The sequence below is a fragment of the Cypionkella sp. genome, assembly GCF_030652235.1.
Classification (GTDB): domain Bacteria; phylum Pseudomonadota; class Alphaproteobacteria; order Rhodobacterales; family Rhodobacteraceae; genus Cypionkella.
On record NZ_JAUSBA010000026.1, the window covers coordinates 38,046 to 61,949 of the forward strand.

The 23,904-nt window shown below is 59.7% G+C and carries 22 protein-coding genes; 7 read left to right on the top strand and 15 right to left on the bottom strand.

Annotation, left to right across the window (positions count from 1 at the left end; translation table 11 throughout):
- Positions 1-222 precede the first annotated feature (222 nt).
- The 4 genes from Q7V03_RS07985 to Q7V03_RS08000 all read left to right on the top strand — a co-directional run bounded on the left by Q7V03_RS07985 (position 223) and on the right by Q7V03_RS08000 (position 5,138).
- Positions 223-1,542, top strand: a complete 1,320-nt coding sequence (locus Q7V03_RS07985; protein WP_370651090.1) for a 1-acyl-sn-glycerol-3-phosphate acyltransferase — start codon at positions 223-225, stop codon at positions 1,540-1,542.
- Positions 1,543-1,671: 129 nt separating this feature from the next.
- A complete protein-coding gene (ccrA, locus tag Q7V03_RS07990; protein ID WP_304925072.1) occupies positions 1,672-2,964 on the top strand; it encodes a crotonyl-CoA carboxylase/reductase in 1,293 nt (430 codons plus the stop codon).
- Positions 2,965-3,316: 352 nt separating this feature from the next.
- Complete coding sequence (locus Q7V03_RS07995) at positions 3,317-4,855, top strand: ATP-dependent RecD-like DNA helicase (protein WP_304925073.1); 1,539 nt, start codon at positions 3,317-3,319, stop codon at positions 4,853-4,855.
- Between the two features lie 46 nt (positions 4,856-4,901).
- Positions 4,902-5,138 (top strand): Lrp/AsnC family transcriptional regulator, encoded by a 237-nt coding sequence (locus Q7V03_RS08000; RefSeq protein ID WP_054007065.1) that lies wholly within the window; start codon positions 4,902-4,904, stop codon positions 5,136-5,138.
- A gap of 82 nt (positions 5,139-5,220) precedes the next feature.
- Here the strand turns inward: Q7V03_RS08000 and Q7V03_RS08005 are convergent, their stop codons facing one another.
- The 13 genes from Q7V03_RS08005 to Q7V03_RS08065 form a co-directional block, all read right to left on the bottom strand.
- Complete coding sequence (locus tag Q7V03_RS08005; protein WP_304925074.1) at positions 5,221-5,607, bottom strand: VOC family protein; 387 nt, start codon at positions 5,605-5,607, stop codon at positions 5,221-5,223.
- Positions 5,608-5,678: 71 nt separating this feature from the next.
- The gene (locus tag Q7V03_RS08010) at positions 5,679-6,341 is read right to left on the bottom strand and encodes a phosphoribosylanthranilate isomerase (protein ID WP_304925075.1); all 663 of its coding nucleotides are present in this window, start codon (positions 6,339-6,341) and stop codon (positions 5,679-5,681) included.
- Positions 6,342-6,704, bottom strand: a complete 363-nt coding sequence (locus Q7V03_RS08015; RefSeq protein WP_304925076.1) for a LapA family protein — start codon at positions 6,702-6,704, stop codon at positions 6,342-6,344.
- 63 nt (positions 6,705-6,767) lie between these two features.
- Positions 6,768-7,049: an integration host factor subunit beta gene (gene ihfB, locus Q7V03_RS08020; protein ID WP_054007070.1), complete on the bottom strand. Its 282-nt coding sequence runs from the start codon at positions 7,047-7,049 to the stop codon at positions 6,768-6,770.
- A 181-nt stretch (positions 7,050-7,230) separates the two neighbouring features.
- On the bottom strand, positions 7,231-8,910 hold the full coding sequence (rpsA, locus tag Q7V03_RS08025; RefSeq protein WP_304925157.1) for a 30S ribosomal protein S1: 1,680 nt from the start codon (positions 8,908-8,910) through the stop codon (positions 7,231-7,233).
- 206 nt (positions 8,911-9,116) lie between these two features.
- Positions 9,117-9,536, bottom strand: coding sequence for a cytochrome c family protein (locus tag Q7V03_RS08030; RefSeq protein ID WP_304925077.1), 420 nt, complete (start codon positions 9,534-9,536; stop codon positions 9,117-9,119).
- An 85-nt stretch (positions 9,537-9,621) separates the two neighbouring features.
- Complete coding sequence (locus tag Q7V03_RS08035) at positions 9,622-11,244, bottom strand: dihydroxyacetone kinase subunit DhaK (RefSeq protein ID WP_304925078.1); 1,623 nt, start codon at positions 11,242-11,244, stop codon at positions 9,622-9,624.
- Positions 11,245-11,254: 10 nt separating this feature from the next.
- Complete coding sequence (locus Q7V03_RS08040) at positions 11,255-12,247, bottom strand: ABC transporter ATP-binding protein (RefSeq protein ID WP_304925079.1); 993 nt, start codon at positions 12,245-12,247, stop codon at positions 11,255-11,257.
- Positions 12,240-13,334, bottom strand: a complete 1,095-nt coding sequence (locus Q7V03_RS08045; protein ID WP_304925080.1) for an ABC transporter ATP-binding protein — start codon at positions 13,332-13,334, stop codon at positions 12,240-12,242. Before Q7V03_RS08045 ends, Q7V03_RS08040 begins: the two co-directional genes overlap by 8 nt.
- Before the next feature lie 3 nt (positions 13,335-13,337).
- The gene (locus tag Q7V03_RS08050) at positions 13,338-13,526 is read right to left on the bottom strand and encodes a hypothetical protein (protein WP_304925081.1); all 189 of its coding nucleotides are present in this window, start codon (positions 13,524-13,526) and stop codon (positions 13,338-13,340) included.
- Positions 13,523-14,461: a carbohydrate ABC transporter permease gene (locus Q7V03_RS08055; RefSeq protein WP_304925082.1), complete on the bottom strand. Its 939-nt coding sequence runs from the start codon at positions 14,459-14,461 to the stop codon at positions 13,523-13,525. The genes Q7V03_RS08050 and Q7V03_RS08055 overlap by 4 nt, the downstream gene beginning before the upstream one ends.
- Positions 14,458-15,402, bottom strand: coding sequence for a carbohydrate ABC transporter permease (locus Q7V03_RS08060; protein ID WP_304925083.1), 945 nt, complete (start codon positions 15,400-15,402; stop codon positions 14,458-14,460). The genes Q7V03_RS08055 and Q7V03_RS08060 overlap by 4 nt, the downstream gene beginning before the upstream one ends.
- A gap of 106 nt (positions 15,403-15,508) precedes the next feature.
- Complete coding sequence (locus Q7V03_RS08065) at positions 15,509-16,825, bottom strand: ABC transporter substrate-binding protein (protein ID WP_304925084.1); 1,317 nt, start codon at positions 16,823-16,825, stop codon at positions 15,509-15,511.
- 171 nt (positions 16,826-16,996) lie between these two features.
- On the opposite strand from Q7V03_RS08065, the gene Q7V03_RS08070 reads away from it, so the two are divergent.
- From Q7V03_RS08070 to Q7V03_RS08080, 3 genes are all read left to right on the top strand, one after another.
- Positions 16,997-18,013, top strand: coding sequence for a LacI family DNA-binding transcriptional regulator (locus Q7V03_RS08070; protein ID WP_304925085.1), 1,017 nt, complete (start codon positions 16,997-16,999; stop codon positions 18,011-18,013).
- Positions 18,014-18,067: 54 nt separating this feature from the next.
- Positions 18,068-18,553, top strand: coding sequence for a hypothetical protein (locus tag Q7V03_RS08075; RefSeq protein WP_304925086.1), 486 nt, complete (start codon positions 18,068-18,070; stop codon positions 18,551-18,553).
- A gap of 196 nt (positions 18,554-18,749) precedes the next feature.
- Positions 18,750-21,221 (top strand): M10 family metallopeptidase C-terminal domain-containing protein, encoded by a 2,472-nt coding sequence (locus Q7V03_RS08080; RefSeq protein ID WP_304925087.1) that lies wholly within the window; start codon positions 18,750-18,752, stop codon positions 21,219-21,221.
- Between the two features lie 226 nt (positions 21,222-21,447).
- Here Q7V03_RS08080 and Q7V03_RS08085 read toward each other — a convergent pair whose 3' ends face one another.
- Entirely contained in the window at positions 21,448-22,839 is a 1,392-nt protein-coding gene (locus Q7V03_RS08085; RefSeq protein WP_304925088.1) for an ROK family protein, read from the bottom strand.
- Between the two features lie 2 nt (positions 22,840-22,841).
- Positions 22,842-23,753 (bottom strand): tagatose-bisphosphate aldolase, encoded by a 912-nt coding sequence (locus tag Q7V03_RS08090; protein WP_304925089.1) that lies wholly within the window; start codon positions 23,751-23,753, stop codon positions 22,842-22,844.
- Positions 23,754-23,904 lie beyond the last annotated feature (151 nt).

Genomic DNA, 23,904 nt, shown 5'->3' on the forward strand with positions numbered 1-23,904 from the left:
CACTAAGCGCAATTTAACGCAAGTGTCAATTCGCTGCGTTGCGGCGTAGGATGGGAATTGAGGTGTCACAAACATGACGGCCCTTATCATTGTACAAACGCGGTGCGGTTCTGGCAAACCGCAGCCCGTGCCATCCAGCCAAAGACGACGCTTTTCAAGACGGCGGCGGGCTGCCAATATTGCGGGATGACAGAACCCGTCGCGGTCCCTTTTTGGTTGTTGTTGCTGATTCTTGCTTTTGCGGCGATCACTTTTGCCTCGCATTTCCTGTTCCCCTCGGTGCGCTGGTTTTTCCGCAAACGCGCCGAGAAGGCGCTGTCGCGGCTGAACCGCCGCTTGGATCGCCCGATTGAGTTTTTCAAACTGGCGCGGCGTCAGGACATGATCGTGCGATTGTCCTATGATCCGCGTGTGTTAGAGGCGGTGGCCGATCATGCCGCCGAAACCGGGGTGCCGGGGTCGGTGGCGTTTGAAGAAGCCCGCCGCTATGCGAGGGAAATCGTGCCGGGATTTTCGGCGACGTTATATTTCGGCGTCGCTACCCGCTTGGCGCGCCGCTTGTCGCGTCTGGCCTACCGGGTGCGGATTGGCCGCGTTGACGCGGCTTTGGCGCATATCGACCCGAAAGCTACAGTGATTTTCGTGATGAATCATCGCTCTAACATGGATTATGTGCTGATCACCTGGCTGGTGGCGAACCGCTCGGCGATTTCCTATGCGGTGGGGGAATGGGCGCGGATTTGGCCGCTCAGTGCGCTGATCCGCTCGATGGGGGCGTATTTCATAAGGCGCGGCAGCCGCAACATTCTCTACCGCCGGGTGCTGGCGCGCTATGTGCAGATGGCGACCGCCGCTGGCACGACGCAGGCGATTTTCCCCGAGGGCGGGCTGAGTTTGGATGGTCGGGTGGGGGCCGCGAAGATGGGGCTGCTCAGCTATATCGTCTCCGCCTACGAGCCCGGCGGGCGTGATGTGGTGTTCGTGCCGGTGGGGCTGGCCTATGACCGGGTGCTAGAGGATCGGATTTTGACCGGAGCGGCCGAGGCGGGCACGCGCAGGTTTCGCGGCAAACCTATGGCGATCATCGGATTTCTGTTGCGCAACCTCTGGCGCAAATTCCGTGGCCGCTTCAAGGGGTTCGGCACCACAGCGGCTGGCTTTGGCCCGCCGGTGTCTCTGCGCGCCTTTCTGGCCGAGGCTCCGCATCGACCGACCGAGGAGTTGGGGGCTTACCTGATGGCTGAAATCACCAAAGTGGTGCCGGTGCTGCCGGTGCCTTTGGTCGCAGCGGCATTGTTGGAAAAACCCGCGGACAGGGCGGCACTCAGCGCCGCAATGACCGCGTTGCAGGCGCGGCTTTCGGCGCGGGGGGCTGTGCAAAAGCTGCCGCCGCAGGGGCTGGAGGCCACGTTGCAAGAGGGCCTGACGCCGCTGATCAACCGCGGCCTCATCGACGCGAATCTGCAAATCACCCAAGGTTCCGCCGCGCTGATCGGGTTTTATGCCGCCCCCGTGGTGCAAAGGTTGGAAGCCGAGGTGTAGAATTGCCGCAACGCGGCAGACATAAAATTACAAAATTTGCATCAAGACTATTGCAAAGTTGCGCAGTGGCCCGCTATCACTACCGCAACCCGCCCCGATTCTGCGGCGCGGCATTAGTTGGAGGCAAGCATGGCGTTGGATATCAGCTCGGCAATCACCCCCTATGAGGCTCCGGTGAAGGACCTTTATGAGATTGGCGAAATGCCCCCCTTGGGCCATGTTCCGGCGAAAATGTATGCGTGGTCGATCCGCCAAGCCCGGCACGGCGAACCCGATACCGCGATGCAGGTAGAGGTGGTCGACACTTGGAAGCTCGACAGCCAAGACGTGCTGGTCATGGTGATGGCGGCGGGCGTCAATTACAACGGCGTCTGGGCGGCTTTGGGCGTGCCGATCAGCCCGTTTGATGGCCATAAGCAGCCGTTCCATATCGCAGGCAGCGATGCTTCTGGCATCGTCTGGGCGGTGGGCGACAAGGTGAAGCGCTGGAAGGTCGGTGACGAGGTCGTGGTGCATTGCAACCAAGACGACGGCGACGATGAAGAATGCAACGGCGGCGATCCGATGTTTTCGCCCAGCCAGCGGATTTGGGGCTATGAGACGCCGGACGGCTCTTTCGCACAGTTCACCCGGGTGCAGGCACAGCAGTTGATGCCACGCCCGAAGCATCTGACGTGGGAGGAATCTGCCTGCTATACCCTGACCCTAGCCACCGCCTACCGGATGCTGTTCGGGCACGAGCCGCATGATCTGAAACCGGGGCAGAATGTGCTGGTTTGGGGTGCGTCGGGCGGGCTTGGCTCTTACGCGATCCAGCTGATCAACACCGCAGGCGCGAATGCGATTGGTGTGATCTCGGAAGAAGACAAGCGCCCGTTTGTCATGGGGTTGGGCGCGAAAGGCGTGATCAACCGCAAGGATTTCAAATGCTGGGGCCAATTGCCCACGGTGAATACGCCCGAATATAACGACTGGCTGAAGGAAGCCCGGCGTTTTGGCAAAGCAATCTGGGACATCACCGGCAAGGGCGTCAGCGTCGATATGGTGTTTGAACATCCGGGTGAGGCGACGTTTCCGGTCAGTTCACTGGTGTGCAAAAAGGGCGGCATGGTGGTGATCTGCGCCGGAACCTCGGGTTTCAACTGCACCTTTGACGTCCGCTACATGTGGATGCATCAAAAGCGCCTGCAAGGCAGCCATTTTGCGCATTTGAAACAAGCGGCAGCGGCGAACAAGCTGATGATCGAACGCCGCCTTGATCCCTGCATGTCGGAAGTTTTCCCTTGGGCAGAAATCCCTGCGGCGCACATGCTGATGCGCAGCAACAAGCACAAACCGGGCAATATGGCGGTGCTGGTGCAAGCCACGCGCACCGGCTTGCGCACCTTTGAAGACACGCTTGACGCCAGCCTGAACCGCTGATTTAGCAGCATTCTTCGGTTAAAGCTGGCGTGTAGCCACTACATATGGTGGAAAATGGCAAACAACTTGCCATTTTCCACAAGTCATTCCCCGCGGGGAAAACCGCATCGCCAGAATTCTCCCCGCCGCGTTAAGAGATGATGCCAATAGCCATTTCACATTGGCATAAATACTCCGGGGGCGGCGCAAGCGGGGGGCTGGCCCCCCTCCCGAACATGCAACCGATGCGACGCCTCAGACTGTGTCCTGGCAGCGCCGTTTCAAGGGGCTCGATGCCCCGCAAAACGGCACTTGGTGTCAGGTTTGGGCTTCAGGTCTGGCCCTTGGTCCCAACCTTGGATATGGTCGCCAAATGACCGAACTCGCCCCCGTAAAGCTGACATTTTCTGATGATCAGGCCGAAGCCTATGACCGTGTTGCGGCGGAATTGTTCAGCATGGGCGTTGATCTGGACAAGGGCGGGTTAGAGCCTCGGCCAGAGGACAAATCATCGGTGCTGGCGGTTGTGGGCAAAGCGGGTTCGGGCAAGACCATGCTGCTTGCCAGCCTATATAAAGCCTTGGTCGCGGCGGGTGTTGATCTGGTTTCCGGCGATTACGAGCCGAAAAAGCGTAAAGAACGCCGCACTCTGGCGATTTTGGCGCCAACCAACAAGGCCGCATCTGTGCTGCGGATGCGCGGCGTGCCCGCAACCACGATTCACCGGATTCTCTACACGCCGGTCTATGATCCACAGTATGAGAAGATCGCTGAATGGCTGACCGGGCAAGGCCAGCGCCCTGTTGTCGAAGGGCTCACTGAACTGGCGCTCGACCGCGCGCATGCGTTCTACCAGAATGTTGCCTCGATTCCCGGGGCGCTGGCGGCGGCAGGTTTGCGGGGATCAGATTTCATCAAGGGCTGGAAACGGCGCGAAGAACCGCTTGATATTGGCTTTGTCGATGAATCCTCGATGCTGGACGAACGCGCGCTGAGCGATCTGCGCGAGATTTTCTCGACTTTGGTGCTGTTCGGCGATCCGGCGCAGTTGGCCCCGGTCGGGCTGTCGGGTGAGATGGTGTTTGACCGACTGGGCGATGGCCGCAAGTTGGTGCTTAGCCGCATCCACCGTCAGGCGCAGGACAATCCGATCTTGGATCTGGCGCATGCTTTGGGCGATCCAAATCTGGGGTTCGATGAGTTTGAGCGCATGGTGGAGGCGGCTTCGAAAAAGGATGAGCGGGTGGTCTGGGCCGAGCGGGTCGATGCCGATCTGATGGCGCGCAGTCCGGTTCTGGTCTGGCGCAATGCGACGCGGATCCGGCTGATCACGGCGTTTCGGGCCGCACATGGCGCGCCGGATGATCAGTTGCTGCCGGGCGAGCCGCTGATTTGTGATGGTATCGAATTGCCGTTGAAGCACCGCAAGAAACGGATTGACCTAGAGGCACGCGGGCTGATCAAGGGCGCGCAGGTGATCTTTCTGGGGCCGGGCAATCGTCCGGGGTTTGCGAAGATTCATGTGGTGGGGGCGGAAGATCCGCAGGTCTCGGCCGCCTCGATCATCAAGATAGAGCGGCCGGATGAGGATGAGCCGTTTATTGCCTCGGCGGCCACGATGGGGGCGGCGTTTCTGCATGGCGCGGCGGTGACGATCCATAAGGCGCAGGGCTCGCAATGGGAAACCGTGCAGGTGTTCGCGCCGGATCTCTATGCGGCGGCGGCGGCGGGGCGATCTGAGGCGGGGGTGGCGCTGTGGAAACGGCTGGCTTATGTCGCGATCACGCGGGCGCAGCATCGCTTGATGTGGGTGGTGCGGCCTAGGCTTGCACGGCCATTGCAGGGGTTGACTGTCGGGGATTTGCGGCCGGCTTCGGTGCCGCTGACATTGAGCGCGCAGGGCGATGACTAGACTCTGGCGGCGCTTGGGCTAGGGTGGGAAAAACTTGTGAGGCATCATGATCTGCGTGTTCGTTCAATTTCGCTGCACCCCCGGCAAGACCTATGAGGTTGCCACTGCGATTTATGATCGCGAAGTGGTTTCGGAATTGTATTCGACCTCGGGCGAATATGATCTGATCGCGAAGATTTACATCCCCGAGGATGCCGATGTGGGGCATTATTTGTCGGAAAAGCTGTTTGATATTCCGGGGATCGTGCGGACTTTGACGACGATGACATTCAAGGCGTTCTAGGTTTTTTTGAGTGTGTCCACGCGTGGACATGGCTGCCGTCTTATATGAATAAAAGGCTTAGTATGGCCTTGGTCATCTGGCGTTAGCCTTCAAACATCACTGAGAGTTTGTTGCCGCTGGGGTCGCGCAGGTAGGCTGCATACCATGTTGGGCTGTAAATCGCGCGGATGCCGGGGGCGCCTTCGTCTTTTGCGCCTACGGCTATGGCTGTGGCGTGAAAGGCATCGACTTCGGCGCGGCTGCGGGCGGGCAGGCAGAGCATTTGGCCATTGCCGGGGGTGGCGGGTTCCTCATCGAACGGCGGGCAGACCCAGAATTTGAAGCCCATACCGCTCCCGCTTTCTGAGTAACATTTCCATCCGCCCGGAAAGTCGTCATGCGCTGACCAGCCGATGGTTTTCAGCACGGCATCGTAGAAGGCGTGGGATTGCGCGGGGTCATTTGCGCCAAGCGTGATGTAGGCGGACATGGGGGGTGCCTCCGGCGGGAGTATTTTGAAAAGAGCAAATGCTTTAAGTGTGCGCGCTTGGCGGGTGGCTGTCAGCGCAGGATGGGTGGGCCGTCTTGGGTGGCCGCTTGGACGAAGGCGGTGATTTTGCTGGGGTCTTTGACGCCGTGACTGGATTCGACGCCAGAGGAGACATCGACTTGGCGGGCGTTGGTCAGGCGGATGGCTTCGGCCACGTTGTCGGGGGTCAGGCCGCCTGCCAGCATCCACGGTTTGAGCCAACGGCGTTGGGCTACCAGCCTCCAATCAAACGACAGGCCATTGCCGCCGGGAAGGGCGGAGTTTTGGGGGGGCTTGGCATCGACCAGAATTTGATCGGCGGCGAGAGAGTATTCCAGCAGGGCGCTCAGATCGCCTTCATCGGCGACGCCGATGGCTTTCATCACCGGCAGACCGTAGCGCGCGCGGATTTCGGCAACGCGTTCTGGGGTTTCGTGGCCGTGGAGTTGCAGCATATCCAAGGGCATCGCTTCGGTTATGGCATCGAGCAGGGCATCGTCAGCATCTACGACAAGGGCAACTTTCGCCAGACCCACGGGGGCGGCGAGGGTGAGGGTGCGGGCTTGCGGGATGGTCAGATGGCGCGGGCTTTTGGGGAAGAACACGAACCCCGCGTAGGCGGCTTTGGTCGCGGCAACGGCGGCCAAATCTTCCAAGCTGCGCAACCCGCAGATTTTGACACGAATCTCGGGCATTCACTTGGCCTTAGGGCGGTCGAGCAAAGCGAGGATATCGTCTTGTTGCGGCACCGACGTGGCATCGCGCATGGTGGCGAGTTCACGCTCAAGTCTGCTGACTTCGCGGGTTTTGGTCGAGGCGGTGCTGCGATGCTTGTGCTCGCGCGCCCATTCCCACAGGAAACCCACCAGCACGCCCGCAACGATGCCCGCGAACAGCAGCACGAATACGGGGAGTTCAAGCTGCCATGTCACGCCCAAGAACGCCGCCAGATCATCCGGCATTGCCTTGACCAGCACAGGGGTTCGGTTGGCCAGAGCCACGATCAGCAGGGCCAAACCAACGGCCGCCAAAGTCAGATAGCGCAGGTAACGAAACATCGAACCGCCTTTTTGCAGGTGCTGACCCACTATCGGGGCGATATCGCTGATGCGCAATGCGACTTATTTGGCGTTGAGCCGATCGCGCAGCAGTTTGCCAGTTTTGAAGAACGGCACCTTCTTATCCTCGACGCTGACCGCTTCGCCGGTGCGCGGGTTGCGACCGACACGGGCATCGCGGGCTTTCACCGAGAACGCGCCGAAGCCGCGCAATTCGACCCGGTCGCCTTTGGCGAGGGCTTCGATGATTTCTTCAAACACCGTGTTGACGATGCGTTCAACATGGCGCTGCGTCAGATGCGGATTCTCATCCGCGATTTTTTGGATCAGTTCAGACCGGATCATCCGCGATATCCCCCTAGTGGTGCCGCGCCCCAGTTTTGGGATTCTCGGCCGTGCTATCCTGTTACGCATTGGACTATAGGCATAATTTCCAAAGGCACAAACAAAATTCCAAGCTAAAGCTGCCAAAGCAAAGGGCCCCGTGTTGCCACGGGACCCCTTTTGTCTTCCGCTAACGGAAAGATCAGTTTTTGTCGCCCTTCAGAGCTGCACCGAGGATGTCGCCCAAGCTGGCGCCCGAATCGGACGAACCATATTGCTCGACAGCTTCTTTCTCTTCAGCGATCTCACGCGCCTTGATCGACAGACCCATACGGCGGGTTTTCGGATCAATGTTGGTGACGCGCACGTCGATCTTGTCGCCAACGCTGAAACGCTCGGGGCGTTGATCGCTGCGTTCCCGCGACAGGTCTGACCGGCGAATGAAGGATTTCGCGCCGTTGTATTCAACCTCAACGCCGCCTTCTTCGATCGCGGTCACGACGACGGTGATGATACCGCCACGTTTCACGCCATCAACCGCATCGGTGAAGGTGTCTTCGCCCAAGGCTTTGATCGAGAGCGAAATACGCTCTTTTTCGACGTCAACTTCGGTGACCGAAGCGGTGACGGTGTCGCCCTTGCGGTAGTTCGCAATCGCGTCTTCGCCGCGCTGATCCCATGACAGGTCAGAGAGGTGAACCATGCCGTCGATGTCGTTGTCGAGGCCAACGAACAGACCGAATTCGGTGATGTTCTTAACTTCGCCTTCGATGTTGGTGCCGATCGGATGGGTTTCGGCAAACACTTCCCACGGGTTGCGCTGGGTCTGTTTGAGGCCCAGGGACACGCGGCGTTTGGTGCTGTCGATTTCCAGAACCATAACTTCCACTTCCTGGCTCGTCGAAACGATCTTGCCGGGGTGGACGTTTTTCTTGGTCCAGGACATTTCCGAGACGTGGACGAGGCCTTCAACACCGGCTTCCAGCTCTACGAAGGCGCCATAATCGGTGATGTTGGTGACACGGCCTTTGTGCACGGTGCCGATGGCGTAAAGTTTTTCAACAGCATCCCACGGATCGGATTGCAGTTGCTTCATGCCAAGGCTGATGCGGTGGGTTTCTTTATTGATCTTGATGACTTGCACCTTGATCGTCTCGCCAATCGCCAGAATTTCCGACGGATGGTTGACGCGACGCCACGCCATATCGGTGACGTGCAGCAGGCCGTCAACGCCGCCCAGATCGACGAACGCGCCATATTCGGTGATGTTTTTCACAACGCCGTCGATGGTTTGGCCTTCGGTCAGGTTGCCGATGACTTCAGCACGCTGTTCTGCACGCGACTCTTCGAGGATGGCGCGACGCGACACCACGATATTGCCACGACGACGATCCATTTTCAGGATCTGGAACGGCTGCTTCATGCCCATCAGCGGGCCAGCATCGCGCACGGGGCGCACATCGACTTGGCTGCCCGGCAGGAAGGCGACAGCGCCGCCCAGATCCACCGTGAAGCCGCCTTTGACACGGCCAAAGATCGCGCCATCGACGCGGGTCTCGGTCGCATAGGCTTTTTCCAGACGATCCCAAGCTTCTTCGCGGCGGGCTTTCTCGCGCGAGATTTGGGCTTCGCCGCGGGCATTTTCCACGCGGTCGAGGTAGACTTCCACGGTGTCGCCGACGTTGATATTCGGCAGTTCACCGGGGTTCGCGAATTCTTTCAGATCGATGCGGCCTTCCATCTTGTAGCCGACGTCGATGATGGCCTGGCCCGCTTCGATTGCGATAACCTTGCCTTTGACAACTGTTCCCTCTTCGGGGGTGTCAATTTCGAAGCTTTCTTTCAAGAGCGCTTCAAATTCGTCCATAGCTTTGGAGTTCATGTAGTTTGGGTCCTTTTCGTTTATGTCACTGGCCATGCGGTTGGCTCCGCCGGTCTTGCCTGCAATAACCACAGGGCCGTGGCTTGTGCCCGACCCTGCAATCGTTGGCGTCTCTAGGGGGAAAAGCGGGATTCTGCAAGCGTTTTAGGGCTGTAGGCGGGCTTTGCCGCCGATAAATCCACTTGGTTGGTATGCTCTACAGCCTGCTACTTCATTGTCGCCAGATAGGCCGCCATATCCTCGGCTCCACTGGCCATTTTGAAGGCCATTTTGGCGGTGAGGGCGGGGTCGCCGGATTCCTCTTTCACCCATGCGGTCGGATTGGTGATATAGGCGGCAAGTTTGGCTTCGTCCCAGACATCGCCCTTGGCATTCAGGGCCAGCAAACCGGTGCCGTATTTGAAATCCGGGTAGCTGCCGATCGGGCGACCGATCACTCCAAACAGATTGGGGCCGGTTTTGCCGCCCACCTGCACCTTGGTGCCGTCCGCCGCGATGATCGCATGGCAGGCTTTGCAGCGGTTGAACAGTTTTTCGCCTTTGCCTGCGTCACCTTCGGCGAGGGCGGGGGTGGCTGCAAGCAGGCTGAGGGCGAGAAGGGCAAATTTTGTTGTGGCGGCTTTCATCGGGGCGGGCTCCTGTAAGGGCTGGCAAGCAGGGCTGTTACTATACCCTATTGGCGGAACATAGCGCGAGCGGCGTTGATTCACATCAACTTATGCAGAGTGCTTCAAACAGTCGCGCCACGGCTTCGGCTCCGGGGTCGATATGGCCGCTGAGGTTGCCTGCGTTGACGTAAGCGGCGCGGCCAGCCTGGGCGGTGAGCATGGTGGCGGTGTGGTTAGCCCCGGTGCGGGCGGCTTTTGCGGCGGCTGGCAGGCCATCATCAAGCGCGTCGAGCGCAGGTTGCAGCGCGTCGATCATGGTGCGGTCGCCAAGTTTTGCGCCACCGATTTGCTGCATCCGCTCTAGCCCAGCACGCAGGGCGTCGCGCATGGTCAATCCCGATGATGCGGCATCGCCTGCGGCGGCGAAGAAGATCGCCAAGAGCACGCCCGACGAGCCGCCCATGGTTTGGCTGAGTTCCAGACCGATGGCACGGTAAAGCTGGGTGTGATCGGACAGCGGCAGCTGGTCGACGGCGTCGATCAGGGCGTGGGCGGCCCCGGAAAGCGTGGACCCAGTGTCACCGTCGCCGGATTTGGCATCGAGCGCGTTCAGATCAGATTCTAAGGAAATCATGATTTGACAGCATTTGATCAGGAAATCTTTCGTGGGTTTGTGTTGCGATGGAATCGGGCGGATCGGGGTGAGACCGTCTGGCAAAGCACGGGTTTTGACGGCGGTGGTGGGGTGACAACCGGGCCAAGCGGCAAGGGGTAAATGGCAGGTCAGCGCGGCTTCATCCTCGGGTGTCAGTGGGCAAAGCGAGATTGAGACCCCGCGCATATCCAGCGAGGTCATCATCGCGGCAGGGCCGATGATGTATTTGATCTGCGCGGCAAGCGGGGAGCGGAGGAGTTCGTAGGCCAGAACCGACATTTCCAGAACCGAAGCACCGCCGAGGTTGTTCAACAGGGCGACATATTGGCCGCTGCCCGCTGCAATCGACAGCTTGTCAATCATCGCGGCCATCGCTTGCGCGGCCCCGTTGAAATCAATCTGCTCGACGCCGGGTTCGCCGTGGATGCCAAGGCCAAGCTCGGCCATACCGGCGGCGATGCGGTTTTCCTTGTGCGAGCCGGGGACGGTGCAGGTGTCCAGCGACATGCCGATGGATTTTGTCCCGGCGATCACCCGTTCGGCGGCTTCGGTGACGGCTGTCAGATCATGACCATGCTCGGCCAAATGCCCCGCGACTTTATGCACGAACAGGGTGCCCGCAAGGCCGCGCGATTGCGGCAAGTTGGGCAAGGCTATGTCGTCATCGACGATCACAATGCTGACTTTCAGGCCAAAGGCGCGGGCGCGCTCGGCGGCGAGGCCGAAGTTGAGGCGATCTCCGGTGTAGTTTTTCACGATCAGCAGGCAGCCCGCGGGGCCAGTGACGGCAAGGATGCCTGCGAGTACCGCGTCAACAGACGGGCTGGCGAAAACGTCACCACAAACGGCGGCTGTCAGCATACCGGGGCCGACGAACCCGGCATGGGCGGGCTCGTGGCCAGAACCGCCGCCCGAGACGAGGGCGACGCGGGTTTTGTCCCAATCGGCGCGCAGCACGACGCGGATATGGGGGTAGCCGTCGAGCCGCAAAAGCCGCCCGCCCGAGGCCATCAGCAGGCCGTCAATCGCCTCGGTCACGATGTTTTCGCGTTTGTTCATGAATTGGGTCATCGTGGTCTCCTTAAATGCGGGTGCCGCTGGCGTCGAAATAGAACGGGCGCTGCGGCTGGATTTTCAGGATATCGCCGCTGCGCAGAGGGGTGTGGGCCTCGGTCACGGTGGTCAGATCGTGGTTTTTGAACGTGAGATGCAGGCGGGTTTGATCGCCGAGGTGTTCGATACGTTTCACCAGCGCGTCTTGGCCCACACCTTGCTGGATGTGTTCGGGGCGCAGGCCTATACGACTGGCATTGGCCGGGGCATGGCCGAACAGATCGGCGGGCAGGATGTTGATATGCGGCTGGCCCAATCGGCCTGCGGCATAGATGCTGACGGGCTGTTCGTAGATCTCGCGCGGGGTGCCAAATTGCACGAGGCGGCCGCAGTCAAGGACGCCGACATGGGTGGCCATGGTCATCGCTTCGATCTGGTCATGGGTGACATAGAGGAAGGTCGCACCAAGGTTGGCTTGGATGTTCTTGAGTTCAACGCGCAGGTCGGCGCGAAGTTTGGCGTCGAGGGAACTGAGGGGTTCGTCCATCAGATAGACGGCGGGATTTCTGACAAGGGCGCGGCCGATCGAGACGCGCTGCATCTCGCCACCTGACAGGGCTGTCGCCTTGTTGTCCAGTTTGTGGGAGATTTGCAGGATTTCTGCGACTTCGGCGACTTTGCGGGTGATTTCCGCGCGGGGCGTGCGCAGAAGCGGCGATTTCAGCGGAAATTCCATATTTTCGCGCACTGTCAGGTGGGGGTAAAGCGAGTATTGCTGGAACACCATTGCGACATTGCGCTGGGCGGGGGTAAGGCCTTTTGTGCTTTGGCCGTTGATGAGGATGTCGCCCGTGGTGGGGGTGTCTAGGCCTGAGACGAGGCGGAGGGTGGTGGTTTTGCCTGCGCCTGTGGGGCCTAAAAGCACCACGAACGCGCCATCGGGGATGGTCATGCTGACGCCGTTTAGCGCGCTTTGGACCCCGTAGGATTTTGAGACGTTGTGTAAGATCACTTCAGCCATGGGACAGAACCTTTTGATTTGCCTCAGAGATCAGCGCGTGGCCGGTGGGGTCGAACAGGGTGATGGATCGGGGGTCGAAGGCCAGCCCGGTGGTGTCGCCGATGGTGGCGGGCTGATCTGAGGCGATGCGGGCTTTGACGGGGCCGTGGGGGGTGTCGAGCGTGATGATCTGGGTGGTGCCGAGGTATTCGGCGGCTTTGATGCGGGCCTTCAGCGGGGCTGCGTCGTCAAGCCGGATGTGTTCGGGGCGCACGCCGAGGGTGAGGGGGCCGCTGGCACCGCTGATCATCGGCGGGATTTTTATCGCGGCGTCGGAGAGGGTGACTTGGGTGCTGCCATTGCCGACCATGCCGTCGAAATTCAGCAGGTTCATCGCAGGCGAGCCGATGAAACGGGCGACGAAGGTGGTGGCGGGCCAGTCGTAGATTTCCTGCGGGCGGCCGAATTGCTCGACCACGCCATGGTTCATCACAACGATTTTGTCGCCCATTTGCATGGCTTCGAGTTGGTCGTGCGTGACGTAGACTGTGGTGGCGCGCATGCGGTCGTGCAGGGCACGCAGTTCCAGCGCCATATGTTCGCGGAATTCGGCGTCCAGCGCGCCCAAGGGTTCGTCCATCAGGAAACAAGCGGGGTCGCGGACGATGGCGCGACCTAGGGCGACGCGCTGGCGGTCACCGCCAGAGAGGCCGCCGACGGGCTTTTCGAGGATCGAGGTGATGCCGAGGATTTCGGCGACTTCGTTGACTTTGGCGCGCACCTGATCGCGCTTCATGCCTTGGCTGACCAGCGGGTAAGAGATGTTTTTGCGAACGTTCATATGCGGATAAAGCGCGAACATCTGGAACACGAAGGCGATGTCGCGCTGGCTGGCGGGCTTTTGGCTAACCTCGGTCCCGTCGATAAAAATCTCGCCTGCGGTCGGCAATTCCAGCCCGGCGATCATCCGCAGGGTGGTGGTTTTGCCGCAGCCGGATGGCCCCAGCAGCATGAAAAACTCGCCGTCCTCGATGGTGAAGCTGGACGATTGCACCGCCGTGAACGCGCCGAACTCTTTGCGCAGGCTTTTGATGACGATTTGGGCCATCGGTTACTCCGGGAAATGGCTGGTGATGATGAACATCACCGTGCCGATAAGCGTCACCAAGAAGGAATAGGTGAACAAGATCAAAGCGAAGGGCTGCATCAGCATGAACACGCCTAGGGCTATCAGGATGGTGGCAAGCATCTCCCACGGGCCACGGCGCAGGTGCAGGATGCCGTTGAGAAAGTTTTTCATTTGCGTACTGCCCCGAAGGTGATGCCGCGCAGCAGGTGTTTGCGCAAAAGGATGGTGAAGACCATGATCGGCAGCAGGAACAGCGTGGCGCCTGCGGCGACGGCGGGCCAGTCTTTGCCGCCTGCGCCAATGATGGTGGGGATGAAGGGCGGGGCAGTTTGGGCGGTGCCAGAGGTGAGAAGGACGGCGAAGGCGTATTCGTTCCACGCAAAGATCAGACAGAAAATGGCGGTCGAGGCGATGCCGGTGGCGGCTTGCGGCAGCACCACTTTGTAGAAGGCCTGAAAGCGGGTGTAGCCGTCGATCAGGGCGGCTTCTTCGTATTCGATGGGGATTTCGTCGATGAAACCTTTGAGCAGCCAGACTGAGAGTGACAGGTTAACGGCGGTGTAAAGCAGGATCATGCCGAGATGGGTGTCGCTGAGGCCAAGCTGGCGATACATCAGGAAAATCGGGATCGCGACAGCGATGGGGGGCATCATTCTTGTGGAGAGGATGAAGAATAAGAGGTCATCTTTCAGTGGCACTTTGAAGCGGCTGAAGGCGTAAGCCGCGATGGTGCCTAGAAAAACCGACAGAAAGGTTGATCCGAAACCGATGATGACCGAGTTCAGGAAACGCTCGCCGTAGCGCGAGGCCCCGGTGATCACCATGTCGTATTGGCGCACGATGCTGTCATACCATGTGGTCGGTGGGCCGAGGGCTGCGAGGTCTTCGGGCGTGACGCGCGAGCGGCTGGTGAACAGGTTGACGTAGCCTTCGAGGGACGGGGTGAACAGCACTTTCGGCGGGTAGGCGATGGCGTCGGCGGGGGTTTTGAACCCGGTGGCGATGATCCATGCAAGCGGCAGCAGGGTGAGGATGGCGTAGGCTATGACTAAGCCACCGGCGATCCATTTTTGGCGGGATGAGGGTTCTGTGATGGAATAGCTCATCTGTCTTTCACCTTGTTCAGGGCTTTGACGTAGATCGAGGCGAGGCCGAAGACGGTGACAAACAGGATTACCGCATAGGCGCTGGCGTATCCGGTGCGCCATTTCTCAAAGGCTTCGCGCTTGAGGTCGATGGAGGTCAGCTGGGTTGTGGCCCCCGGCCCGCCGCCTGTCAGTTGCACAACGAGGTCGAACATTTTGAAGTTCTCGATGCCGCGGAACAGCACGGCCAGCATCAGGAAGGGCAGGGCCATCGGCAAGGTGATGGTCCAGAACTGCCGCCATTTCGAGGCGCGGTCACATTCGGCGGCCTCGTAGATGCTTGGCGGGATGGAGCGCAGGCCAGCAAGGCAGATCAGCATGACGAAGGGCGTCCACATCCAAGTGTCAACGATGATGATGGCCCAGGGGGCGAGGGCGACTTCGCCGATCATTGAAAAGCTGGCGGGGTCGGCACCGGTCAGGAAGGCAATGAAATAGTTGAACAATCCAATTTGCGGTTGGTAGAGGAAGGTCCAGAAATTGCCGACCACGGCGGGGGACAGCATCATCGGCAGCACGATCAAAGTGGTCCAGAGGTCATTGCTGCGGAACTTTTTGTTGATGAGGTAAGCGAGGGAAAAGCCGATCAGAACTTGCAGCGTGATGGTCCAGACCAGAAAATGTGCGGTGGCTTGCAGCGAGGCCCAAGTGTCGGGGTTGGTCAGGATTTTGCGGTAATTTTCAATCCCGACCCATTCCACCGCATTGTTCGGACGGTTGGTGCGGAAGTTGGTGAGGGAAAGGCGAATGGTCCAGATCAGCGGGAAGATGTTGACGGCGAGCAGCAGGAAAATCGTCGGGGCGACGAACAGCCACGCAATGGTGCGGTCGGAGAGGCCGCGAATTTGGTGTGCAAGTTTCGGCGGCGTGGCGAGTGCAGCGCGCTGGAAGGGATCGGGCATGGGATTGGCTTTCCTGAGGGCCGCTTTGGGTATCATGCGCGAGGCTCTGTTGGCCCTCAAGAGCCTCGCGCGAACCCCCCGCTTTTGATCGCGGGGGGAGTTTGGCTTAGTATTTGCCTTCTTCCTCAAAGGTCGCGTGCCAATCGACGACGAGACCGTCGAGGGCTTCTTTCGCGGTGCCATTGCCTGCCACCACATAGTCATGGAACCACTTCTGCGAGCTCTGCATCAGGGTGGCGTAGCTGGGTTCGGCCCAGAAATCTTTCACGATCGCCATGCTGTCAAGGAAGGTCTGCGCATAGGGCTGGCTGGTGGCGAAACCGGGGTCTTCGACCACGGCGCGCAGGGCGGAATAGCCGCCGAGTTTCCACCATTTCGCCTGAACCTCGGGCTGGGCGAACCATTTGATATAGGTCAGCGCCGCGTCTTGTTTGTCGGAAGCGGCAACCACCGAGATGCCCTGACCGCCAAGTTGGGCGAATTTATCGCCGTTCGGGCCAGCTGGGTTGGCGAAATAGCCGGTCTTGTCGCCGCCGACATTGGCGTCGGTGTTAAAGCCAGGCCATGTGAAAGCAAAGTTCATCTGCAGGGCAACCTGGCCGGATTTATAGGCATCAACGCCTTCGCCCATATAGCCGTTGGAAGACCCCGGCGGGACGCAGCAATCGTAGAGGGATTTGTAGAATTCAAGCCCCTTGACGGCGCTTTCGGAATTCACAAAGCCTTCCATATCATAAGGTTTTTCAGGGTTGTCGTATTTGAAGCCGAAGGAATACAGCACATCCATGACACCCATGGTGATGCCTTCCGAGCCGCGCTCGGTATAGATTGAGGCACCGTAAACGGTTTTGCCGTCAATCTGGCGGTTCTGGAAGAATTCGGCGATCTGCTTCAGCTCGTCAAAGGTTGCGGGTGGGGCGAGGTCACGGGCGTATTTCTCTTTGAATTCGGCTTGCAGTTCAGGCCGCGCGAACCAGTCCTTGCGGTAGGTCCAGCCGACCACATCGCCAAAGGCCGGCAGCGCCCAGTAGTTTGGCGTGCCTTTCGGCCATTCGGCGTAGCCGGTGACGGTGGCGGGGATGAAATCATCCATCTTGATGCCATTGGCGTCGAAGAAGTCGTTCAGCTTGATATATTGGCCGTTTTCAGCGGCACCGCCGATCCATTGGCTGTCCCCGATCATCAGATCGCAGAGTTTGCCGCCCGAGTTCAACTCGTTCAGCATACGGTCGGCAAAGCTGGTCCATGGCACGAATTCGAAGTGCATGGTGTTGCCGGATTGGGCCTCATATTCCTTCGACAACTCGATCAGGGCGTTGGCTGGGTCCCATGCGGCCCAGCACAGGGTCAGATCTTCGGCTTTTGCGGCGCTCATGGCCATGATGGCGACGGACGCCGTGGTCAGCAGCAGTTTCGCGTTCATTTTATTCCTCCCGGTTGCAGGCCACGGCCTCCTCGCCACGACTCTTTGCTAAGAGAAGGCTAAATGAGGTACGTACCTCATAGCAAGCGATTTTTGAGGTGCGTACCTCAATTTGATTGCAAGCTGCGGAAATATCGAACAAAAGAATCGAAGGAGAGGGGTTCAAATCCGATGCGACCGACGACGAAAGATCTTGCGATTGCCGCAGGGGTCAGCTTGGCCACGGTGGACCGCGTGTTGAACGACCGATCCGGCGTGCGCAAAGATACTGTCGAACGAGTCAATCAAGCTATTGAAAAGTTAGGATTTATTCGAAATTTGGTTGCGGCCAATCTGGCGCGCGGCAAGGATTATCGGTTTTTGTTTCTGCTGCCGCGCGGCGGGGATCAGTTTCTCGCTGGGGTGGTGGCGCGAATCACGGAAGCCAATCTGGCTTTTGCGCCCGAGATGATGCGCGCCGAGGTACGGCATATCCACGACAGCGATCCGCATCAAATTGCGAACCTCTTGGGCAGGCTTGATGCCGAGCAAGTCGATGGCGTGGCGATCATGGCCCCAGAGTTTCCGCAGGTGCGCGACGCGATGGCGCGACTGGCCGAGCGCGGCATTGCCACGGTCAGTTTTATCTCGGGTCAGATCAGTTCTGCGCCGGAAGATTTCGTCGGCATCGACAACCGCGCGGCGGGGGCGACGGCGGGGCGGTTGATGGGGCGGTTTGCGCCCAGCGTTGCGGGAAAAATTCTGGTGGTGGCCGAAACCATGCACGCCCGTGACAGCCTAGAGCGCCGCTTGGGCTTTGATGAAGTGATCCATGCCGATTATCCGCATCTGACCGTGCTGCCGTCGTTGGAAACTTACGGCGACCCCGAGCGTTCGGCCCGGATCATCCGCGCCAGTTTTGCCAGCCATGCCGGGATTGCCGGGGTTTATGTGCTGGGGCCGGAAGCGCGGGTGCCGTTGGAGATTGTGACGGCGCAGCCGACCCGTGCCGCCATCATTGCACATGAGCGCACGCCGTTCACCGAGGCGGCCCTGCTGTCGGGCCAGATCGATGCGCTGATCACGCAAGACCCCGGCCATCTGGTGCGCTCGGTGATGCGGATTTTGCGGGCGCGCTGTGATCGGCGCGAGATTTTAGCCTCGCAAGAAAAGATCAGGATTGAGATTTTCATTAAGGAAAACCTGTAAGCTTGGGCTTGGCTGCTGGCGTTACAGAGCGCTTTGCAGAGGTTGGAGGGTCTGATGCTGAAGCATGTATCGCAGATTGGCGGGATGCTGGTGCTGGGTGTCGCTGCAAGCTTGGAGGTTGGTGCGACGACAGCGCAACCTGTGCCGCAGTATGGAGAGCAGGGGATTGTTATGGTGAAACAACGGGCTCCGGTCTGGTTACAGTGTCAGTTTGGGGCGGGGCAAATTGGGGCTGGGCAAAGCCCCGAAATGCCGGGGTTTTGCGCGCGGCTGCGGGCGGATTTTACCCGTCAGTCGAGCCGCGTGCTCAGTACCGAAGCCACAACCCCGGAGGGGGCACAGGTGCTGATTGTCACGGTAGCGCCGCGCGATGCGCATCGTGCCATGGTGATGCTAACGGTCGGGCGGCAGGTGCAGGGGCAGTTCGTGGCCTTTACCACGCAACAGATGCGGTTGGGGAGCGTGGATTCACCGTTGCAGGCCAGTTCGGCGGCGGCTTTGGTCTGTCCGCTGGTCAGCCTGCTGGAAACATTGGGCTGAGGAAATACTGCTCTGAGGAAACATTGGGCCGAGTTTGTGCCGGATGGCGGCATAGACAGAATGTTTGCCAAATGTTAAAATTTTCATGACGTGCAAAATAATCCCGTTTGGGACCATGCTGCTGTTTGCAACCCAATTCGATTGACCGCGCATTTTATAAATACCGCATATTTTGCAATGAAGTAAGGAGATTAAAATGCCATACTCCAACACAAACACAGAGTCGATCAATGCTCTGCCTTTGCCGCTGGTGGATGTCGCGGCAAACACTGCGACCACCGCGCGAGTTATCCTTGGCACCAGCACTTATGGTTCGGTGGGTGTCGCGGAGGATCATGACTGGTTTGCCGTCACGCTGGTCGCCGGGCAAAGCTATGATTTCCGCCTGTTAGGGGTGGGGCGCACGCCGGTCTCGGATCCGTTTCTGGCTTTGCGCAATGCTTCAGGGTCGATTCTGGTGTCAAATGACGATGCTGGCGCTGCGTTGGCGCTGAATTCCCTTGTGACGTTTACCGCTACGACGACAGGGACATATTTTGTCGATGCCAGCGGTTTTGGCACAAATACCGGCGATTTCGTGATCTCGGCTGTTCGGCATGAAGCCGCGGGCATGATGTTGACGGCGGATGAGGTGGCGTGGCAGCTGACCAATAATTTTGAGCGCTTTTTCGGGGCGGATACGTCAGAGAACGTTCCCGCCACCGCCTATGATCTGTCGGGCGGGCGCACCATCACCTATAATGTGACCCAGTTGACCGCGGCCGGGGCGGCCATGGCGCTGCAGGCGCTGCACATGTGGTCGGATGTCAGCGGCATCACCTTTACCGCCACGGCGGGCGCGGCGCAGATCAGCTTTGATGACAGCGAGGCGGGGGTGAACGCCTATAACAACAATGTCACTTTGGCGGATGGCACGATTACCAGTTCTGCGCTGATGATCACGACGGGGTGGCTGACCGAGTTTGGCACGACGCTGGACAGTTACGCCTTTGAGACCACCATCCACGAATTGGGTCACGCGCTTGGCTTGGGCCATGGCGGCAATTACAATGGCTCGGCGACTTACGGCACCAGCAATTACTATCTGAACGATTCTCAGCATCTGTCGATCATGTCCTATATGCAGTCGATGCATGACGAATTCTCGCGCGATGGCACTGATTACAATACCTTCGTTAACGCGCAATTTCGCTGGGTGCTGACGCCGATGATCGCGGATATTCTGGCGATCGGCAATCTCTATGGGCTGTCCACCACCACCCGCACCGGCAACACCACCTACGGTTTCAACTCTAATACAGGCAATGCGGCGCTGGATGCTGCGGTGAGTTTGAATGATCCAGCGAATGACAATTATGTCGCCTTCACCATCTTCGACAATGGCGGCACCGATACGGTGGATATGTCGGGATTCGCGGGCGCGCAACGGATTGCTTTGCAGCAGGGCGCCTCGTCGGATGTGCTGGGCGGGCGGCTGAATATGGGCATCGCTTATGGCACGGTGGTGGAGCAGGCGTTTGGCGGCAGCGGCAATGATGTGATCTCTGGTAACCCGAGTGCCAATTCACTGCGCGGCAACAATGGCAGTGATATGCTGATCGGCGGCAGCGGCAACGATACAATTGAGGGGGGGGCAGGTGCAGATACGCTGAATGGAGGCGTGGACCGGGACGTGATGACGGGCGGCAGCGCCAATGATACTTACATCGTGGACAACGCCTTGGATCACATCAACGAGGTGGGCGGCGCTGGCACGGCGGATCACGTCGCGACGTCGGTTAGCTTCAGCCTTGCTTTGGATGATGATATCGAATTTCTCACCACCACCAATGTTGCTGTGACGCAGGCGCTTAATCTGACCGGCAATGATTTGGCGCAGACGATCACGGGCAATGCGGGGGGGAATATTTTGGCGGGTTCCGGCGGAAATGATGTGCTGTACGGGCTTGGCGGGGCGGACCAACTTTACGGCGGCATCGGCAATGATACGCTGGACGGCGGTGGCGGCGACGATTGGTATTATGTCAACACCCAGCAAGACAGCATTGTCGAGATCGCCGGACATGGCACTGCAGACCGCGTCTGGGCCTTGGCGAGCTATGTGTTGGCGGCGGATGATGACATTGAGATTTTGACAACGATTGACGCGGCGCTGAGCACGGTGATCCATCTGACCGGCAATGGTTTGACGCAGACGATTGTGGGCAATAAGGCGGCGAACCAGATGATCGGGCTGGGCGGCAATGATACGCTGAGTGGTCTGGAGGGGGCCGATACGCTGAACGGTGGCACCGGCAATGATGTGCTGAACGGCGGGTTGGGCAAGGATCTGCTGATTGGCGGGGCGGGGTTGGATGTATTCGTGTTTAACGCCGCCGCTGGGGTTGCGAGTTCGGATACGATCAGCGGTTATGTTTCGGCAGATGATCGGATCAGGCTGGATGATGCGATGTTTGGGGCGCTGTCGGTGGGGGCGTTGGCGGCGGCAAATTTTGTCGCTAATTTGACCGGGTTGGCGGTGCGGACTACGGATCGGATCATTTATGAGACTGATACCGGCAATATGTTTTATGATGCGGACGGATTTGGCGGGGCGGCGGGGTTGGAGTTTGGCAATGTCGGCGTGAATATGCCGGGCTTTGGGGTGGGCGAGTTTTCGGTTTTCTGATTGGGGCTGTTTGGGGGGCTGGCCTTTGGGACTGGCCCTGTTTAGGTGGTCCCAACTCGGGACCATTTTTTTATGGAGATGGGTCAATGGGTTGGAAGGCGGGCTTAAGGGTTTGTTAATGCTTTGGCGGAGCGGTGGTGGCGGGTGTTGGATGCTCCGCAGGGAGTATTTTGAAAAGAGCAATTTGCGGGGGCGGTGATTTATCCGCGGCGTTGGTAGCTTAGTCTTAGCGCCAGAGTTGTGCCAGCCAGTCGGTCATGGGTTTGGCGCTGATGGCCTTTGTCGTGTCGACCTCGATGCGCGGGGCGAGACCTGTGGGCTTTGCGGCTGCCGCGAGGCTGATCAGTTCGGGGACATATTGCGCACCGGGGTGGCCAGCGGGGCGTTGGCCCAAGCGCGCGGCGTAGCGGCTACCAATCACCTCGGGCGGGGCGTGGCACCAGAGTTCGGCGATCTCGGTGAGGCCTGCGCGGTTGATATGGGCTTGCAGAGTCTCGATGGGTTGGAAGCCGAACCATGCGTCGATGATCACGGTGGTATTGGCGGGGGCGTCGGCGATCAGATCGAAGATCGCGGCGTAAGAGGCACGGCCTAAGGTGCGGTTGAACAGGCGGTCGCCGGGCGGCAGGATGGTCAGGAACGGGTTTTTGATGGTGTCGAGTGCGAGGATCGGCCAGCCTGTCGCATCGGACAATGCACGCGCGACGCCGGATTTGCCAGAAGCGGGGACGCCGTTGACGAAGACCGCGCGTTTGTGGGGGCGGTTTTTGAGCGCGGTGGTGGCGGCACCGATCACGCCTGCGTCGTCGCCTAAGCTGGCGGCAAGGACGGCGGCGTTGAACCATGAGGGGGCGGCGGGGAATTGGGCGAGGGCGGCGTGGGCGGCGGTTCCGGCCCCACCGCCGATCAGCACGCAATCGGGGTTGAGGGTGGCGATCAAGCTGTCGATGGCGGCGCGCAGGGGGGCGGCCCAAGCGTGGATCACGGCGCGGGCGTTGGGATCTTGGCGGCTGAGCAGGTCTTCCGCGCGGGTGTCGGGCGCAAAGCCCGCTTCGCCCAGATGCACGCCAAAGGCGGTGCCGGAAGAGGTGGTTTCGACGCAGCCAATTTTGCCGCAGACGCAGGGGCGCCCCTGCGGATCAATGCCGATATGGCCCAACTGGCCCGCCGCGCCGCGCCCGCGCAGGACTTGGCCTTGATCCAAGATCGCGCCGCCGATGCCGGTGCCGATGGTGAGCATGACGACGTTCTGTTGGCCTTGGGCGGCCCCGTAAGCGGCCTCACCCAATAGGGCCATGGTGGCGTCGTTTTCCAGCGTGACGGGCAGAGCGGTGGCGGCTTCGATCTGCCCGGCGAAGTCGAAACCCGAGAGATCGACATAGCCGCCGGATAGGACTTGCCGGGTGGTGGCGTGGACTTGGCCGGGAACACCGATGCCGAGGGCGGTGACAGCCTCGTTGCGCACCTTTTCCACAAGTTCCAGCACACGGGCGGTGACTTCAGCCGGATCACGGGCGCTTTCAGTGCTGGCGCGGGCTTCAATCACGCCCTCCGTGACGCGGGCGGCGCGCAGGCGAGTGCCGCCAATGTCGATGCCAATGGCGGTGCCCGTTGTCACGCCTAGGCCTTGAAATGTTTGGCGATAACCGCCTGAATTTCGCGCAGGCGGGGGACGGCGATGGTCTTAAGCCGGCTCTGGGTGACAGCGCGGTCCAGCGAGATGCAGTCTTTCCACAGCGAGCGGCCTGCGATGACACCAGAGGCGCCGTTGGCCATGGAGATTTCGACTTGGCCGAGGAAGGTGGCATGATCGACGCCTGCCGACAGAACGGCCCACGGCACGGTGCCGCACATCTTGGTGATGTTGGCGCAGGCCTCGGGCGTGCCCGGATAAGGGATTTTCAGCACTTTCGAGCCTGCACCAAGGCAGAGTTTCGAGCCGCCTTCGATCAGTTCGGGGATCTTGGCTGCATAGGCCTCGGGGGCCTCGCCGGGCAGGGCATAGGTCAGGAATTCGACCACCAGCAGCAGATCTTCGGCGGCGAAATCTTTGATCGACGCGCGCAGTGTTTCTATGTTGGCGGTGTTCGCCGCGGGGGTATCCGAGCGCAGGTAGATCATGATTTTCGCGCCCGTCCCACCCAGTTCGCGCACCCGGCGGGCGTTGATACCTTCGCACATGTTGGAAATCCGGTAGCCTTCGGGGGTGAGATCGAAGCCCGAGGCATCCAGGCCGATCAGCAATCCGGTAGAACGGTGGATCGCGCCTTCGTCGACCAAAGCAGGCACGGCGCAAAGCGGATCGACCAGCACGCAGCCAGCTTGGCGGGCGAGGTAGGCGGTGATGTCCATCTTGGTTTCGCCAAGCGTCATATTGGAAATTGCGGCCTGTTCTTCGGGCGATTTCGCCAGAAGCGCACGCATCCCACCGCGTTGATCGCAGGCGATCACCATCATCGCGCCATCGTCGCCACAGATTTGTTGATAGCCGCGGCGTTCGGCGGTTGTCATGCTAGACATCGGGGCAGCCATCGGAAGTCTCCAGAAATTTGGCGCGACGCAGGGGTGGCGAAGATGCCAGTTGCCTGAACGCGGATATTGCGGGATAAGCATCACATGTGGAACCTGTAACACCTTGCAGAAAGGAATTGCAACCTGTCAATTTCCAGCGGAGCCGTCATCG

What these genes read in the sequence shown, in the direction of transcription:
- ccrA (WP_304925072.1), top strand. Translation starts at nt 1,672, where the DNA reads ATGGCGTTGGATATCAGCTCGGCAATCACCCCCTATGAGGCTCCGGTG.
- Q7V03_RS07995 (WP_304925073.1), top strand. Translation starts at nt 3,317, where the DNA reads ATGACCGAACTCGCCCCCGTAAAGCTGACATTTTCTGATGATCAGGCC.
- Q7V03_RS08000 (WP_054007065.1), top strand. Translation starts at nt 4,902, where the DNA reads ATGATCTGCGTGTTCGTTCAATTTCGCTGCACCCCCGGCAAGACCTAT.
- Q7V03_RS08005 (WP_304925074.1), bottom strand. Translation starts at nt 5,607, where the DNA reads ATGTCCGCCTACATCACGCTTGGCGCAAATGACCCCGCGCAATCCCAC.
- Q7V03_RS08010 (WP_304925075.1), bottom strand. Translation starts at nt 6,341, where the DNA reads ATGCCCGAGATTCGTGTCAAAATCTGCGGGTTGCGCAGCTTGGAAGAT.
- Q7V03_RS08015 (WP_304925076.1), bottom strand. Translation starts at nt 6,704, where the DNA reads ATGTTTCGTTACCTGCGCTATCTGACTTTGGCGGCCGTTGGTTTGGCC.
- ihfB (WP_054007070.1), bottom strand. Translation starts at nt 7,049, where the DNA reads ATGATCCGGTCTGAACTGATCCAAAAAATCGCGGATGAGAATCCGCAT.
- rpsA (WP_304925157.1), bottom strand. Translation starts at nt 8,910, where the DNA reads ATGAACTCCAAAGCTATGGACGAATTTGAAGCGCTCTTGAAAGAAAGC.
- Q7V03_RS08030 (WP_304925077.1), bottom strand. Translation starts at nt 9,536, where the DNA reads ATGAAAGCCGCCACAACAAAATTTGCCCTTCTCGCCCTCAGCCTGCTT.
- Q7V03_RS08035 (WP_304925078.1), bottom strand. Translation starts at nt 11,244, where the DNA reads ATGACCCAATTCATGAACAAACGCGAAAACATCGTGACCGAGGCGATT.
- Q7V03_RS08040 (WP_304925079.1), bottom strand. Translation starts at nt 12,247, where the DNA reads ATGGCTGAAGTGATCTTACACAACGTCTCAAAATCCTACGGGGTCCAA.
- Q7V03_RS08045 (WP_304925080.1), bottom strand. Translation starts at nt 13,334, where the DNA reads ATGGCCCAAATCGTCATCAAAAGCCTGCGCAAAGAGTTCGGCGCGTTC.
- Q7V03_RS08050 (WP_304925081.1), bottom strand. Translation starts at nt 13,526, where the DNA reads ATGAAAAACTTTCTCAACGGCATCCTGCACCTGCGCCGTGGCCCGTGG.
- Q7V03_RS08055 (WP_304925082.1), bottom strand. Translation starts at nt 14,461, where the DNA reads ATGAGCTATTCCATCACAGAACCCTCATCCCGCCAAAAATGGATCGCC.
- Q7V03_RS08060 (WP_304925083.1), bottom strand. Translation starts at nt 15,402, where the DNA reads ATGCCCGATCCCTTCCAGCGCGCTGCACTCGCCACGCCGCCGAAACTT.
- Q7V03_RS08065 (WP_304925084.1), bottom strand. Translation starts at nt 16,825, where the DNA reads ATGAACGCGAAACTGCTGCTGACCACGGCGTCCGTCGCCATCATGGCC.
- Q7V03_RS08070 (WP_304925085.1), top strand. Translation starts at nt 16,997, where the DNA reads ATGCGACCGACGACGAAAGATCTTGCGATTGCCGCAGGGGTCAGCTTG.
- Q7V03_RS08075 (WP_304925086.1), top strand. Translation starts at nt 18,068, where the DNA reads ATGCTGAAGCATGTATCGCAGATTGGCGGGATGCTGGTGCTGGGTGTC.
- Q7V03_RS08080 (WP_304925087.1), top strand. Translation starts at nt 18,750, where the DNA reads ATGCCATACTCCAACACAAACACAGAGTCGATCAATGCTCTGCCTTTG.
- Q7V03_RS08090 (WP_304925089.1), bottom strand. Translation starts at nt 23,753, where the DNA reads ATGGCTGCCCCGATGTCTAGCATGACAACCGCCGAACGCCGCGGCTAT.